This window comes from uncultured Sphingomonas sp., assembly GCF_902806265.1.
In the GTDB taxonomy this organism is placed as follows: Bacteria; Pseudomonadota; Alphaproteobacteria; order Sphingomonadales; family Sphingomonadaceae; genus Sphingomicrobium.
Window position 1 is genome coordinate 36,718 of record NZ_CADCVZ010000005.1, and the last position, 13,664, is coordinate 50,381.

Here is a 13,664-nt window from a genome sequence, read left to right on the forward strand (position 1 = left end):
GGATTTCTCCCGCTAGCCAAGTGTTCCAGCATGCTCGACACCGCCCCATCGCCGATCGGCTTCCTCCACAACGATGGGGAATGTGCAAAGCTCATGGCGACCATGGACTGGTCGGGCAGCCTTGGTGATCCCGCGGATTGGCCTTCCAGCCTGAAGGTGGCCACTGGCTTGCTGCTCCACTCCCCCGTGCCGATGGTCATGCTGTGGGGCATGGACGGCATCATGATCTATAACGATGCTTATTCGGTGTTTGCCGGCGGCCGGCACCTGGAACTGCTCGGCTCCAAGGTCCGCGAAGGCTGGCCGGAAGTTGCGGAGTTCAACGACCAAGTGATGACGGTCGGGCTGGCCGGCGGCACCCTTAGCTACCGCAACCAGGAACTGACGCTTCACCGCCACGGCCGTCCCGAACAGGTCTGGATGAACCTCGACTACTCGCCGGTGCTGGATGAAGGCGGCAGGCCGGGCGGGGTGCTGGCGGTCGTGGTCGAGACGACCGCGGCCGTTCGGGCCGTCGAAGCCATGCGACAGGCAACCGAGCGCCTGCGCTTCTTTGACCGGCTTTCCACCGCAACAAGCGTGCTGTCGAGCCCAACGGAGGTCATGGCGGCGACCGCGCGCCTGCTTGGCGAACAGCTCGGCACCTCCGTAATCGCTTACGCCGACATGGATCCCGACGAGGACCGGTTCACCATCCGCGGCGATTGGGCGGCACCGGGCTCCCAATCGATCGTGGGCACCTATAGCCTGACTGCGTTCGGGCCGACCGCCAACGAAGCGCTGCACGAAGGACGACCATTCATCACCCGCGACACGCTGGCGGCGCTGGGACCGGACGAAGGCGCCCTGCTGCTTGATCTCGGGCTTGGAGCGACCGTGTGCATTCCGCTGGTCAGAGACGGCCGGCTGACGGCCTTGATGGCGGCGCACAACAAGCATCCACGTGACTGGACGGCGGCGGAATTGTCATTGATCGCTGAAACGACCGAGCGGAGCTGGGCGCATGGGGAGCGGGTCCGATCCGAAGCGATCCTACGCGAAAGCGAGGAGCGCCTGCGGGTCGTGGTCGACAGCGCAACGGACTATGCGATCTTCACCATCGATCCTGAGCGGCGGATCACCAGCTGGTCGCAAGGGGCCGCGGACATTTTCGGTATCACCCGTGACGAAGCCATTGGCCGCAGTGGAGACGAACTTTTCACTCCCGAGGACCGCGCAGCCCAGCAGCCCGAAGAAGAAATCGCTATCGCTCGCCGGGAGGGCTGCGCCCCGGACGAACGCTGGCACCAGCGGCTGGACGGAACCCGCGTCTTCCTCAACGGCTCGGTCCATCCGCTGCCGCATTACGAGCTTGGGCAGGAGCGCGGCTTCATCAAGGTCGTGCGCGATGAAACGGAGCGCCGGCGCACGGAGGCCGCGCTTCACGAAACGGCGGAGCGGTATCGGCTGATCGCCCAAGCTACCAATGATCCAATCTGGGATTGGGACTTCGCTTCCCAGCACGTCATCTGGAATGAAGCGGTGCGAAATCGCTTCGGTCATGACGAGGCGGTCGGCGGAACCGATGCGCAATGGTGGGTGGATCACATCCATCCCGAAGACCGTGAGCGCATCCACCACAGCATCTATGCGGTGATCGACGGCGGCGGGTCGAGCTGGATCGATGAATACCGCTTCCTTCGCGCCGACGGCAGCTCAGCCCATGTCCTGGATCGCGGGACCGTCATCCGCGACGACCGCGACCGGGCGATCCGGATGATCGGCGCCATGCTCGACCTCAGCGAACGCCACGAGGCGGAGGCCGCGCTGGCCGAAAGCGAGGCGACGCTGCGTAGCGTGCTCGAGCAGATGCCGATCGGGGTGGCGATCGCCGAAGTCCCCAGCGGCAGGCTCGTCCACTACAACCAGGCTTGCGCAAAGATCCTGGGACGGGAGGTACGTCCCGGCGCGACCAGGGATTACGGCATCTTTCATGCGATCAAGGAGGATGGAACAGCGTTCGCCATCGCCGAATATCCCTTGTCACGGGCGGTGATGAGCGGGGAGACGATCATCGACGAGGAGATCCGCTACCGCCGCGGCGATGGTGAGATCGTCACCCTGGAGGTGAGCGCCGCTCCGATAGAAACCGCGCAGGGGCGGTCGCTGGCCGTCACCACCTTCACCGACATCAGCGCCCGTAAGCGCGGCGAGCGCCATCAGCAGCTGCTGATCGACGAGCTTAGCCACCGTGCCAAGAACCTGCTGGCGATCATCCAGAGCGTCGCTCAGCAGAGCTTCAAACAAGACCGACCCCGCGAGGAAATGGTTCGCGCGTTCGAGGGACGACTTGGGGCGCTTGCCGCCGCCCACGGGATCCTGACGCAACAGAAATGGGAAAGCGCTCCCCTCCGCCGGATCATCTGCGACACGATCATCGCCGTGAAAGCGGACGATCACCGGCTGAAACTGGATGGGCCCGAACTGATGGTGTCGCCCAAGACGGGGTCAGCCTGGCGATGGCGGTGCACGAGCTGACCACCAACGCGCTGAAATACGGCAGCTTCAGCAATGACGGCGGCACGGTGGACGTACGCTGGGAGGTTCTCGACGATCGGCTCAATCTTCGCTGGGCGGAGCGCGGGGGTCCCGCCGTGGAGGCCCCGTCCCGCCGCGGCTTCGGCAGCCGGATGATCGAACGCGGGCTGGCGGCCGAGCTCGGCGGAACGGTGCACATCGACTTCCAGCCCGACGGGATCGTTTGCACCGTGGATGCCCCCTTTCCCGAAGCCGCATGAGCCTACTCCACAACAAGCGGGTGTTGCTGGTCGAGGACGAGGCGGTAATCGCCTTTGCCGTCGAGGACGCCTTGCTGGAGCTTGGCTGTGAGGTGGTCGGCCCGGCTTTCTGCCTGGAGGAGGCGGTCGCCTTGGCGAGTGCCGAACCGATCGACGCGGCCATTCTGGACGTCAACCTTAACGAGCAGCGCAGCTATGCCGTGGCTGACGAGCTGAAACGCCGCGGCGTTCCGTTCCTGTTCGCTACGGGCTATGCCGAAGGCGGGCTCGATTGGGACCGCTCGGAAGTGGATGTGCTATCCAAGCCTTACCGCAAGGACCAAATTGCCGCGGCCTTGTGCCGGCTCCTCCGCTTCTAAGGCGCGCCGCGAACATCCAGAGCACGCGGCCACGCGAAGTAAGCTGGAACCAACCGGTGAGAACATGCGCTATAAGGCCAAGGCTTGAACCGGAGTCGCCGGCGTGACCCGCTGCTCCGGCAGGGACGAGCACCAGGAGCCTGAGGCACCATGATCCCCACTCGGAGGCGCGTCGAAGGGTGGAATGCGCGCCTACCCAGGTCGCGCCTGCTCGACCGGGCCGATGCCCGGCTTCCGCTGCTGTTCGCCGACCCGGACCGTTCTCCGCTCGACCGCTACAAGCTGCTGTTCGATTACCTACTCGCCGGTTTCCTGGAGTTCCGGACGCCAAGCGGGGAGCGCGCCTACTACCCTGGCTTCAAGGGCATGAGGGGTCATCGGATCGAAGGTCTCGAAGGTTTCGCACGCACGGTTCCGCTGTTCGCCAGCTGGCTCGCTTCGGGCCGGGGCGAGCAGGTGATCGATCCCCGCACCTCGGCCCCCGTCGACCTCGCGGACCTGATCCGGGGCGGCCTCCTGGCGGGAACGGACCCCGCGGCCCCGACCTACTGGGGCGAAATTGGCGACATGGACCAGCGGCTCGTCGAGGCGGCCGACATCGCGCTGATCCTGTGGCTGACCCGTGCTTCGATCTGGGCCCATTTTACCCCTGCCGAGCGGCAGCAGATCGCAGACTGGCTCCGCCCAGTGGCTGTGCGGGAGGTGTCTCCGAACAACTGGCTGCTGTTCCAGGTGCTCGTCGTGGAAACGCTGATCGCCCTCGGCATGCCCGCGGACAGCGACGCCAGCCAGGCGGCATGGGCGGCCTTCAAAGGGCTCTACCGCGGATCGGGCTGGTTCTACGACCCGCCGATGGGGATCGATTTCTACAACAGCTGGGGGATCAGCTACGCCCTTTATTGGATCGATCAGGTCAGTCCTGCGCTGGATCATCAATTCATCCGTGAAGCGTTAAGCGCTTCGGCCGAGTTGACGCTTCATCTCATCACGGCCGAGGGGTTGCCCATCATGGGCCGCAGCATACCCTACCGGATGGCCATGCCGAGCCCGGTGCTCATCCAATCGCACCTCGACCCCGACCGCCTGGATCCCGGACTCGCCCGGCGGGCGCTCGACGCGGTGTGGCTGTACTTCGTCCGTCATGGCGCTCTGGCCCAAGGCTGCGCCACGCAGGGCTACCACCGGGCGGACAAGCGGCTGCTCGACCGCTATTCCGGTCCGGCGAGCGGCCAATGGTCGCTGCGTTCGCTGGTGCTGGCGTTCCTCCACCCCGACGACGCGCCCTTCTGGACTGCTCCGGAGAAACGGTTGCCCGTGGAGGTTGCGAATTATCGCCGCGAGTATCCAGAGCTCGGCTGGGTAGTTGGGGGTGACAAGGCCGCAGGAGAGGTCAGCATCACCATCCCCGCCAATCCCGAGCGTGAGAATGCTTCACTGCAGCCGCATGGCGCCTGGCGAAAGGCTGTTGAACGTCTATTCCACAAGCCCCATCAGCCGCACAACTACCACGTCAGATACTGGCGCCGCCGCTACTCATCGCGGCGACCTATCGCTTAGTTGAAAAGCTACCCGCGAAGCAAGAGTGGTGCCCAGGAGAGGACTCGAACCTCCACGCCCTTGCGAGCGCCAGCACCTGAAGCTGGTGCGTCTACCAATTCCGCCACCTGGGCACAGGAGCTTGCTGATTAGCTGGTAGGCGGCGGCGCTTAGAGGCGCGCGGCTCGCCTTGTCAACGCTCCATGCGTGCGGCTACGGCGCTCGGCATGATCGACCCTAATGTGAACTGGCGCGAACGGACGGTCGTCGTGCTCGGCGGCGGCGGCTTTGTCGGGCGCTACGTCTGCGAGCAGCTGTTCGCGACCGGCGTCCGGGTGCGCGTGGCGCAGCGCCACCCGCGGCAGGCCTACTTCCTCCAGCCGCTGGCGGCGGTGGGCCAGCTGGACGTCGTCCGGCTCGACATGACCCGCCCTGATACGCTGGCTCCGGTGATCAACGGCGCTTGGGGCGTCATCAACCTGGTCGGCGCGTTCGGCGGCGATCTCCTCCGCGTTCATGCCGAGGCTCCTGCCCGCGCTGCCGAGCTCGCCGCGCAGGGCGCCGCCGAAAGCTTCGTCCATGTGTCCGCGATTGGTGCCGATCCGGCCAGCCCATCCGTCTACAGCTCCAGCAAGGGCGAGGGCGAGCGGCGCGTGCGCGAGGCGTTCCCTTCAGCCACCATCATCCGCCCGAGCCTGGTCTTTGGGCAGGAGGATCAGCTGACCAATCGCTTCGCCGCCATGGCTAAGCGCGCCTTCTTGCCCGTGCTCGCGCCCGGAACCCGCTTCCAGCCAGTCTGGGTCTGCGACCTTGCCCGCGCCCTCGCCCGAGCCGCGGCAGATCCCGAGGAGTTCGGCGGCAAGACTTTCGAGATCGGCGGGCCGCAGGTCATGACCATGCGTGAGCTCAACCGGGAGATCGCTGGGCTCGCCGGGCAAGACCCGGAGATCGTGGACCTGCCGAACTTCGTCGGCGACCTGATGAGCCGCGCAGGCTTTCTGCCGGGCGCTCCGTTGACCCGCGATCAATGGCTGATGCTGCAACGGGACAATGTGGCGAGCGGACCGGGGCTGGAGGCTTTCGGAATCGAGCCCACGCCGCTCGGCACGATCGGCGGAGAATGGCTCGGCCGCTTCCGCAAGGGCGGACGTTTCGCCAGCCGCAACGCGCAAGCGTCCGCCGGCTAGAAGCGCATGCCTATCCTCTTGTTGGTGGTCCTCCTCGGCATTGTGGAGGGCCTGACCGAGTATCTGCCGGTTTCCTCCACCGGCCACCTCATCCTGGCGACCGAACTGCTCGGCTTTCGCGCGGAGGACTGGGAGGCGTTCAACGTCGCCATCCAACCCGGCGCGATTCTGGCGATCGTGGTGCTCTATTGGCGCACCTTCGCCGACGTGCTGACCGGCCTGTTCCGCCGCTCGCCCGATGCCTGGCGGTTCGTGCGCAACCTGGTGGTCGCCTCCCTGCCTGCGGTCGTTCTTGGATTGCTGATCGGCGACATGATCGAAGGGCTGCTCGGCAACGCGGTGGTGGTCGCCTGGGCGCTGATCATCGGCGGGGTCGCCATCCTGATCATCGAGCGGCTGGTGAAGCCGCGCGAGTGCGGCGGCGTCGCCAACCTGTCGATCCGCCAGTCGGCCATGGTCGGCGTGGTGCAATGCCTGGCGATGATCCCGGGGGTCAGCCGCTCCGGCGCGACCATCCTCGGCGCGATGGCGCTGGGTGTGGACCGTAAGACTGCGGCGGAGTTCAGCTTCTTTCTGGCCATGCCGACGCTCGGGGGAGCGACCGTCTACTATCTTGCCAAGCACGGGAACCGCGTTTCGCCTGAAATGTACGGTAACATTCTGATCGGCTCGGCAGTGTCCTTCGTGGTGGCGCTGGTGGTGGTGAAGCTGTTCGTCGGCTTGGTCACCCGCTACGGCTTTGCCCCGTTCGGCTGGTACCGCATCGTCGCCGGCGCCGCGGCGCTGGTCTGGCTGGGGCTGCGCTGACGATCGTTCATCCGCGTGCAAGATCGCCACGCTAGTTTCCTGACTTCTTCGCTGATTCCGGGAATGCCCTCATGCGTCTGCCGTTCGCCATCGCCGCTTTTGCCGCGACCGCCGCGTCGCCGGCGCTTGCCCAGCAGCCTGCGTCTCCGCCGCCGCCAGTGGCGCCGCAGCTGCCGCCGGAGCTGACCGACCCGCGGGCCCTGGATCAGCTGGGCAACGTCGCGGGCGTGCTTGCCCGCGCGTTGCTTGAGCTACCGGTCGGCGAAGTGGAAGCGGCGCTGGAGAACCGTCCGGTCACCGCGGAGGATCGGCGCAAGACGGTTGCGACCGAGACCGGCATGAACCCTCGCGAACTCGATGGCGAAGTCAAGCGCGGCAAGGTGGCGGTGAAGCAGGGCGGCCAGGCGATGGCGCGGACCCTGCCGGTGATTACCCGTGCGCTCAACCAGGCGGGCGAGCAGATCGGCCGCGCGATCGCCAACCTGCCTTCCCCGACCTACCCGCGGCAGTAACGTCATTCCGGCAGAGGCCGGATCTGAACTGTCGGAGATGCCGGCCTCCGCCGGGATGACGCTTGTGGCAACCCCACAGCGCGCTAAAGCCCGCAGCCATGTGGCAGCTTCTGCAATTCCCCCTGTGCCCTTTCTCCCGCAAGGTCCGGCTGCTCATGGCCGAGAAGGGGATCGCGATCGAGCTGGTTCGCGAGCATCCATGGGAGCGGCGCGACGAGTTCGTGGACCTCAACCCGGCGGGCGAGACACCCGTGCTGGTGGAGCCGGGCGGCGGCACCGTGCTGATCGGCAGCCAGCCCATCGCCGAGTTCTTCGACGAAACAGTGGACCGCATGCCGCTGATCCACGGCACGGCCGCGCAGCGGGGGGAGATCCGGCGCCTCACCGCATGGTTCGACGAGAAGCTGTTCCGCGAAGTGGTGGAGCCGCTGATGGTGGAGCGGATGCGCAAGCGGCTGGTCAGCCACGAGAGTCCCGACACCCGGATGCTGCGCGAAGCCATGCGGATCGGCAACAACCACCTCGACTATCTCGACTATCTGCTCGACCACCGCCGCTGGATCGCCGGCGCGAGCCTGAGCCTGGCGGATTTCACCGCCGCCGCGCACCTTAGCGTCATTGACTATCTGGGCGCGCTTGATTGGCGCAGCCACAAGCAGACCAAGGACTGGTACGCGGTGATGAAGTCGCGCCCGAGTTTCCGGCCGCTGCTTAGCGAGCGGATGGAGGTGATCGTCCCCCCGCCGCACTACGACAAGGTGGATTTCTGAGCCGGGCTCGTGACGCAGGTAAAGCCACCGGGCAGACAACCGTTAATGGCCGGTATCGACAGGCCGTGCCGCGTACGGCGCAGCATCAGCCGCCATCCGTCCGCACCGGCAGCTTCCGGCTTACCGCGTAAATCCCGAAGTGGTATCAGCCACTTACCGTGGCCCGCCGAGTGGCGGGTCCGCATCCACAGGAAGGTGGAGCAATGTCCTACTCGAAGATCGCAGCCTTGGGCGCGTCGGCGCTCCTGATGGCGGGGTGCGCCACCCGCGAGGGCGAGAACGGCACGCAGGCGGAGGGCTCGACCACGACGATGTCGGCGCCAACCAACGATATGTCAGTCGGTACGACGGGCGACACGACCACGACCACCGACCCGACCACGGGTACAACCACCACAAACACTACGACCGGCCCGACCAATCAGGTCGACGCCACGACGTCGCCGCCGGGCACAACCACGACCACGACGACCGATACCACAACCAACGTCGGCGTGGGCAACGATAGCAACACCACTACCCCGCCCCCACAGTAGAGGCAGGATCGAGCAAGGCAGGAGAGGGCAGCGCGGTCGAACCGCGCCGCCCTTCACATCTGAAGCTTACTTCTGGACCGTCGTCGGCTGGCTCGCCGCGACGAGCGGCTGTACGGGCGCGGCCACTGCCAAGGGTGCCTGAGGCGCCGCAGCGATGGACAGGGTCACGTCCTAATCGACGAAGCCCTTCACGTTGGCACCCATGGGGACCACGGCGCTGGTGCCCGTCATGAAGAAGCCTGCCACCGGAACAAGGGCGAGCGCCGCGACCACGCCAGCGGTGCCAGTGACGCCCTTGTCGTCGAACGCGCCGCTGAGGCGGATCTGGCGGCCGTTCACCGTCACGTAGAGAACCCGCGCACCGAGGAGGCCCGACTTGCCCCACATGCCCTTGTTCCGCACGTCGGTGATCTCACCCATCGCCGGGCTGCCGACCGGGACCACGGTTACGCCCTGCACGACCACCGGCTCGGAGGTCTCCATGCGGAAGCGCTGGCCGACGCGCAGCTTCTTGCCCTTGGTGGTCAGTTCCTGGCTGAGGCGCAGCGGGACCACGGTGCCGGTCCGCAGAACGGCGTTGGCCATCGATGGCGCAGCGATCGGAGCTGGCGCGGCAGGGACAGCCGCCACCTGAGCAGACACGGAAACGGGCGCGAACAGCAGCGTGCACGCGAGAAGACGCGATTTCATGAATGTACCCCTTTCTTCTGGCTCGATTGCCCCCGAGCCGCCGCGAGATGACGCGACGGGCCCGGTTACGTCCAGACTAGCTAAGGCGCGGTAAACGGCAGCTCAGCCAGTCTTGGTGGCTTAACCGCCCACTGCGCTCACCAGATAGTTGAGGCGAAGGTCCTCGCTGAGGTGCAGCCCGCGCGCAGGCGATGCCGCGATCCCCATCGTGTCCACCACCCGCAGCCCCGCATCCGCCATCAGCGCCGTCATGCGCTCCGGTGGAATGAAGCTGCCGTAGTCGTGCGTGCCCTTGGGAATGCGGCCGAAACCCTCCGCCAAGGTAATGGTCAGCAGCTTCGCCCAGGCCGTGCGGTTGGGGGTGGACAGGATCAGCAGCCCGCCGGGCGCCAGCCGAGTAGCCAGGTCGCGGAGAAAGCCCTCCGGCGAGGCGACATGCTCGATCACCTCCATGGCGGTGACCAGGTCGAATTGGCCCCCGATCTCCTCGACCCCGCACGCCCGGTAGTCGATTGCCAAGCCCTGCCCTGCAGCATGCGCCCGCGCGGCGGCGATCAACTCGGGCGCCGCGTCCACCCCTGTGACCTCTGCGCCCAGCCGCGTCAGCGGCTCGCACAGCAGCCCGGCGCCGCAGCCGACGTCCAGCGCCGTTCTGCCCGCCAGCGGTCGCACCCCACGCTCGTCCTCCTGCCAATGCTGGTCGACCCGGTCACGGAGATAGCGCAGCCGCACGGGATTGAGGCGGTGCAGCATGGCCGACGCGCCGTGCGGGTCCCACCAATCGCCCGCCAGCGCGCCGAAATGCTCCGCCTCCCGCGCCACGATGCTCGTCGGCGCTCCGGCCAGGCTTGTACTTGTTTCCGCCATGACCGCCTCCTAACAGGACGCCGCCGCCAACCCAAGGAACCGCCGCAGCTTCATGGCCCGTATCGTGATGAAGTTCGGCGGCACGTCCATGGCCGGGATCGAGCGCATCTTGAGCGTGGCGGCGCGCGTGCGTCGCGAGGCGGGGGCCGGGAACGAGGTGCTGGTCGTGGTTTCCGCCATGGCTGGCGAAACGGACCGGCTGGTCCAGCTGTGCCGGGAGGCGGCCGCGCTCCACGACCCGCGTGAATATGACGTGGTGGTGGCGAGTGGCGAGCAGGTCACCGCCGGACTGCTGGCAATGACACTGCAAAACATGGGCGTTGAAGCGCGCAGCTTCATGGGCTGGCAACTGCTGCAGGCGAGCGGCACGCACGGCAATGCGCGGGTGGAGGCGGTGGAAAGTCGCTTGCTCGACGAGGCGCTCGGCAGCGGCACGGTGGCGGTGATCCCCGGCTTCCAGGGTGTCAGCCAGGACGGCCGCATCGCCACGCTTGGCCGGGGCGGGTCCGATACCAGCGCGGTCGCCATCGCCGCCGGCGTGCGGGCCGATCGCTGCGACATCTACACGGACGTGGAGGGGGTTTATACCACCGATCCGCGGATAGTGCCCAGCGCGCGCAAGCTCGACCAGATCACCTTCGAGGAGATGCTCGAATTGGCCGGGGTCGGCTCCAAGGTGCTGCAGGTGCGTTCAGTCGGCTTGGCGATGCGTGAAAAGCTTCCGCTGCGGGTGCGGTCGGCCTTTGACGACCGGCCCGGCACCGAGATTCTCGAGAGATTGGACGAGGGCATGGAAAGAAACGCGATCGCCGGGATAGCGGCCGACCGCAACGAAGCGCGGGTGACCCTGACCGGGATCGCCGACCGGCCGGGCACGGTTGCCGCGGTGATCGGGCCGTTGGCGGAAGCCGGGATCAGCATCGATATGATCGTCCATGCGGCAACGCCCAGCGCAGGCGCGTCCGACCTCACGTTCACCCTGCCGCGCGCGAGCCTGGCCCAAGCCGTGGCCGCGCTGGACCGGCTCAAGTCCGACCTCGGCTTCGACCGGCTGCTGACGGACGACCAGGTCGCCAAAGTCAGCATCGTCGGCGTCGGCATCCGCTCCAATCCCCAGCTCGCCGCCCGCATGTTCGATACGCTGGCCGAGCGGCGCATCAACCTCCACGCAGTGACCGCCAGCGAGATCAAGGTCAGCGCGCTGATCGCCGAGGACGAGCTGGAGCTGGCGGTGCGCGTGCTGCACACCGCCTTCGGCCTCGACGCACCGGCGGGAGCCGCGGCGTGAGCGCCGGCCACGTCCGGCTCGCGCAGAAGTCGCAGCGCGGGCGGGAGTTCCTCGGCTGCGAGCATGCGATCCTCGGCGGGGCAATGAGCTGGGTATCCGAGCGCAACCTCGTCTCCGCCATCAGCAACGCCGGCGGCTTCGGCGTGATCGCCTGCGGCGCGATGACGCCCGAGCTGCTCGACACGGAGATCGCCGAAACCAAAGCTCGGACCGACAAGCCGTTCGGGGTGAACCTCATCACCATGCACCCGCAGCTCAGCGAGCTGATCGACGTGTGCGGCAGGCACGGGGTTGGCCACGTCGTCCTCGCCGGCGGCCTGCCCCCCGGCGCAGCGATCGAACGGATCAAGACAGGCGGCGCCAAGCTCATCGCGTTCGCGCCCGCGCTGAGCCTCGCCAAGAAGCTGATGCGCTCGGGCGCCGACGCACTAGTGATCGAGGGCATGGAGGCGGGCGGCCACATCGGCCCGGTATCGACCTCCGTGCTCGCTCAGGAAATCCTGCCCTATATCTGCAACGACATCCCCGTGTTCGTCGCCGGCGGGATCGGCCGGGGCGAGGCCATCGCCGCGTTCCTGGAGATGGGGGCCGCCGGGGTGCAGCTCGGCACCCGCTTCGTCTGCGCCAGCGAGAGCATCGCCCACCCAAACTTCAAGCGCGCCTTTATTCGCGCCTCGGCCCGCGACGCGGTGCCGTCCGTCCAGCTCGACTCGCGGCTCCCGGTCATCCCGGTGCGCGCACTCAAGAACAAGGAAACCGAGCGCTTCACTGCCAAGCAGCGCGAGATTGCAGAGCATCTCGACGGCAAGAAGCTGGAGATGGCCGAAGCGCAGCTCCAGATCGAGCATTATTGGGCCGGGGCCCTCCGGCGCGCGGTGATCGACGGCGATGTCGAGACGGGCAGCGTCATGGCCGGCCAGTCGGTCGGCATGGTGACCAAGGAAGAACCCACTGCAGACATCATCTGCGAACTGGTGGACGAAGCCGCGGCCGCCCTGGAACGCCGCGGCTAGAGTTCAGTGCCAGTCGGTGTCGGCTGCTGGAGCCAGCTCCTTGGCCGCGATGACCACGTCCTCCAACTCCACGGCCGTGTCGAACGGATTCTCGTCCAATGCGGTGGCGCGGTGTAGCCGGTGCTGCCAGCGGCGTAGTTCCGCGACGTAGGGCGGAAAGGGCTTGCGCATCAGCGCTCCGGACGGAAGCCGTTCCAGGTCGGCGATGCCGTTGTTGAGCCACTCGCCATTGTGCCAGTCGGGCATGTCGACCGCCGGGAACAGGCAGATGCCGTGCAGGTCGACGCCGCGGTTCACCGCCGCCAGCGCCTCGCAGGTGACGTCATGGAGCCAATCGCCGCGGCCGCCCTTCAGCCCTGAGGTTTCGGCGATGATCACCGGCCGGCCGTGCCGCTTGGCGCCCTCCTCGATCAGGTCGGCCAGTGGGCGGATGCGCGGGTCGCCCGGCGGAAGCGCTTTGTGCGGGCCCTCCTCCGACAGCTCCATCTGGCCGAAGCTGTAGTTGTTGAAGCCGACAATATCGAGAACCTCCGGGCTGCCGCCGAACTCCGGATGGCGCCCGCCGCCGATCACGTCAAAGGCGATGTGCGCATCTTCCTCGCGCTCGCGGCGCGCCTCGTCTTCAAGGTCCGGGCGGTTCAGCGGTGCGACCACATGGATCAGCGGATCGATATGCACCATGCGCGCGTCGGGGAGCACCTCGCGGATCGCCTTGACCGCAGCGATGTCGGCCCGGCACATCGCCAGCGTCAGTCGGCGGCGGGTCTCGCGATCCTTGCCAAACGGCGCGGCCCAGCCCCATTCTCCCGCCATGTAGCCGAAGAAGGTTATCTCGTTCATCGGCGTGAAGAAGTGCGGGCCGTGGAAGTCATGCTCTGCGACGTGCCGCGCACAAGCCCGCGCGTAATCGGCGAATTCTTTCGCAAAGTCGGCGCTGAAGGGATCGCAGTGATCCGGGTAGCCATAGTGGCACAGGTCCCAGATCGGCAGCACCTGCCAACGGCGCTGCGCCTGCAGGAACGGCTGAATGTAATCGAAATCGTAGGTCCCGCCGCCACGGTCGACCAGCGGCCAGGGGATGCCTTCGCGCGCAACGCCGATCCCCAGCTCGGCCAACATCCGGTAGTCCTCGTCCGCATGCGCCCGGTGCTGCGTTTCCTCGCACAGGTCGCGGCGGCCCTGATCTTTCCACTTAAAGGTCGAACATTCGAACCCGGACAGAAAGAAGGTCGGAAAGATGCCAGGCTTGTGGGTCATGCGAGGGCCAACGCACCGGGCGTGCACCGGGTACCGTTCGCTTGGCGGCCAGGCGCCTTCCTGAT

At 66.8% G+C, this 13,664-nt stretch carries 14 protein-coding genes and 1 tRNA gene; 10 read left to right on the forward strand and 5 right to left on the reverse strand.

Annotated features, from left to right (window positions below; genetic code table 11):
• Positions 1 to 30: 30 nt before the first annotated feature.
• The 4 genes from QZX62_RS01565 to QZX62_RS01580 all read left to right on the forward strand — a co-directional run bounded on the left by QZX62_RS01565 (position 31) and on the right by QZX62_RS01580 (position 4,693).
• Positions 31 to 2,517, forward strand: coding sequence for a PAS domain S-box protein (locus QZX62_RS01565; protein WP_294171642.1), 2,487 nt, complete (start codon positions 31 to 33; stop codon positions 2,515 to 2,517).
• The gene (locus QZX62_RS01570) at positions 2,499 to 2,777 is read left to right on the forward strand and encodes a sensor histidine kinase (RefSeq protein WP_294171643.1); all 279 of its coding nucleotides are present in this window, start codon (positions 2,499 to 2,501) and stop codon (positions 2,775 to 2,777) included. Before QZX62_RS01565 ends, QZX62_RS01570 begins: the two co-directional genes overlap by 19 nt.
• The gene (locus tag QZX62_RS01575; RefSeq protein WP_294171644.1) at positions 2,774 to 3,136 is read left to right on the forward strand and encodes a response regulator; all 363 of its coding nucleotides are present in this window, start codon (positions 2,774 to 2,776) and stop codon (positions 3,134 to 3,136) included. Before QZX62_RS01570 ends, QZX62_RS01575 begins: the two co-directional genes overlap by 4 nt.
• 150 nt (positions 3,137 to 3,286) lie before the next feature.
• Positions 3,287 to 4,693, forward strand: coding sequence for a DUF2264 domain-containing protein (locus QZX62_RS01580; protein ID WP_294171646.1), 1,407 nt, complete (start codon positions 3,287 to 3,289; stop codon positions 4,691 to 4,693).
• Positions 4,694 to 4,719: 26 nt separating this feature from the next.
• On the opposite strand, the gene QZX62_RS01585 is transcribed toward QZX62_RS01580, so the two are convergent.
• A tRNA-Leu gene (locus QZX62_RS01585) sits at positions 4,720 to 4,806 on the reverse strand.
• Between the two features lie 69 nt (positions 4,807 to 4,875).
• Here QZX62_RS01585 and QZX62_RS01590 point away from each other — a divergent pair.
• From QZX62_RS01590 to QZX62_RS01605, 4 genes are all read left to right on the forward strand, one after another.
• Positions 4,876 to 5,859: an NAD-dependent epimerase/dehydratase family protein gene (locus QZX62_RS01590; RefSeq protein WP_294171647.1), complete on the forward strand. Its 984-nt coding sequence runs from the start codon at positions 4,876 to 4,878 to the stop codon at positions 5,857 to 5,859.
• 6 nt (positions 5,860 to 5,865) lie between these two features.
• Positions 5,866 to 6,666 carry an undecaprenyl-diphosphate phosphatase gene (locus QZX62_RS01595; RefSeq protein WP_294171648.1) on the forward strand — a complete coding sequence of 267 codons (801 nt, stop codon included), beginning with the start codon at positions 5,866 to 5,868 and terminating at the stop codon, positions 6,664 to 6,666.
• Positions 6,667 to 6,737: 71 nt separating this feature from the next.
• A complete protein-coding gene (locus QZX62_RS01600) occupies positions 6,738 to 7,178 on the forward strand; it encodes a hypothetical protein (RefSeq protein WP_294171649.1) in 441 nt (146 codons plus the stop codon).
• Between the two features lie 98 nt (positions 7,179 to 7,276).
• Positions 7,277 to 7,948 carry a glutathione S-transferase family protein gene (locus QZX62_RS01605; protein ID WP_294171651.1) on the forward strand — a complete coding sequence of 224 codons (672 nt, stop codon included), beginning with the start codon at positions 7,277 to 7,279 and terminating at the stop codon, positions 7,946 to 7,948.
• A gap of 208 nt (positions 7,949 to 8,156) precedes the next feature.
• Here QZX62_RS01605 and QZX62_RS01610 read toward each other — a convergent pair whose 3' ends face one another.
• From QZX62_RS01610 to ubiG, 3 genes are all read right to left on the reverse strand, one after another.
• A complete protein-coding gene (locus QZX62_RS01610) occupies positions 8,157 to 8,369 on the reverse strand; it encodes a hypothetical protein (protein WP_294171653.1) in 213 nt (70 codons plus the stop codon).
• A gap of 286 nt (positions 8,370 to 8,655) precedes the next feature.
• The gene (locus QZX62_RS01615) at positions 8,656 to 9,174 is read right to left on the reverse strand and encodes a hypothetical protein (RefSeq protein WP_366926173.1); all 519 of its coding nucleotides are present in this window, start codon (positions 9,172 to 9,174) and stop codon (positions 8,656 to 8,658) included.
• A 120-nt stretch (positions 9,175 to 9,294) separates the two neighbouring features.
• A complete protein-coding gene (ubiG, locus tag QZX62_RS01620; RefSeq protein WP_294171654.1) occupies positions 9,295 to 10,041 on the reverse strand; it encodes a bifunctional 2-polyprenyl-6-hydroxyphenol methylase/3-demethylubiquinol 3-O-methyltransferase UbiG in 747 nt (248 codons plus the stop codon).
• 52 nt (positions 10,042 to 10,093) lie between these two features.
• Between ubiG and QZX62_RS01625 the strand changes: the two genes are divergently transcribed.
• Both QZX62_RS01625 and QZX62_RS01630 read left to right on the forward strand, forming a co-directional pair.
• The gene (locus tag QZX62_RS01625; RefSeq protein WP_294171655.1) at positions 10,094 to 11,329 is read left to right on the forward strand and encodes an aspartate kinase; all 1,236 of its coding nucleotides are present in this window, start codon (positions 10,094 to 10,096) and stop codon (positions 11,327 to 11,329) included.
• The gene (locus tag QZX62_RS01630) at positions 11,326 to 12,342 is read left to right on the forward strand and encodes a nitronate monooxygenase (RefSeq protein ID WP_294171657.1); all 1,017 of its coding nucleotides are present in this window, start codon (positions 11,326 to 11,328) and stop codon (positions 12,340 to 12,342) included. The genes QZX62_RS01625 and QZX62_RS01630 overlap by 4 nt, the downstream gene beginning before the upstream one ends.
• Positions 12,343 to 12,345: 3 nt before the next feature.
• On the opposite strand, the gene QZX62_RS01635 is transcribed toward QZX62_RS01630, so the two are convergent.
• A complete protein-coding gene (locus QZX62_RS01635; RefSeq protein WP_294171658.1) occupies positions 12,346 to 13,599 on the reverse strand; it encodes a hypothetical protein in 1,254 nt (417 codons plus the stop codon).
• Positions 13,600 to 13,664: the final 65 nt, after the last annotated feature.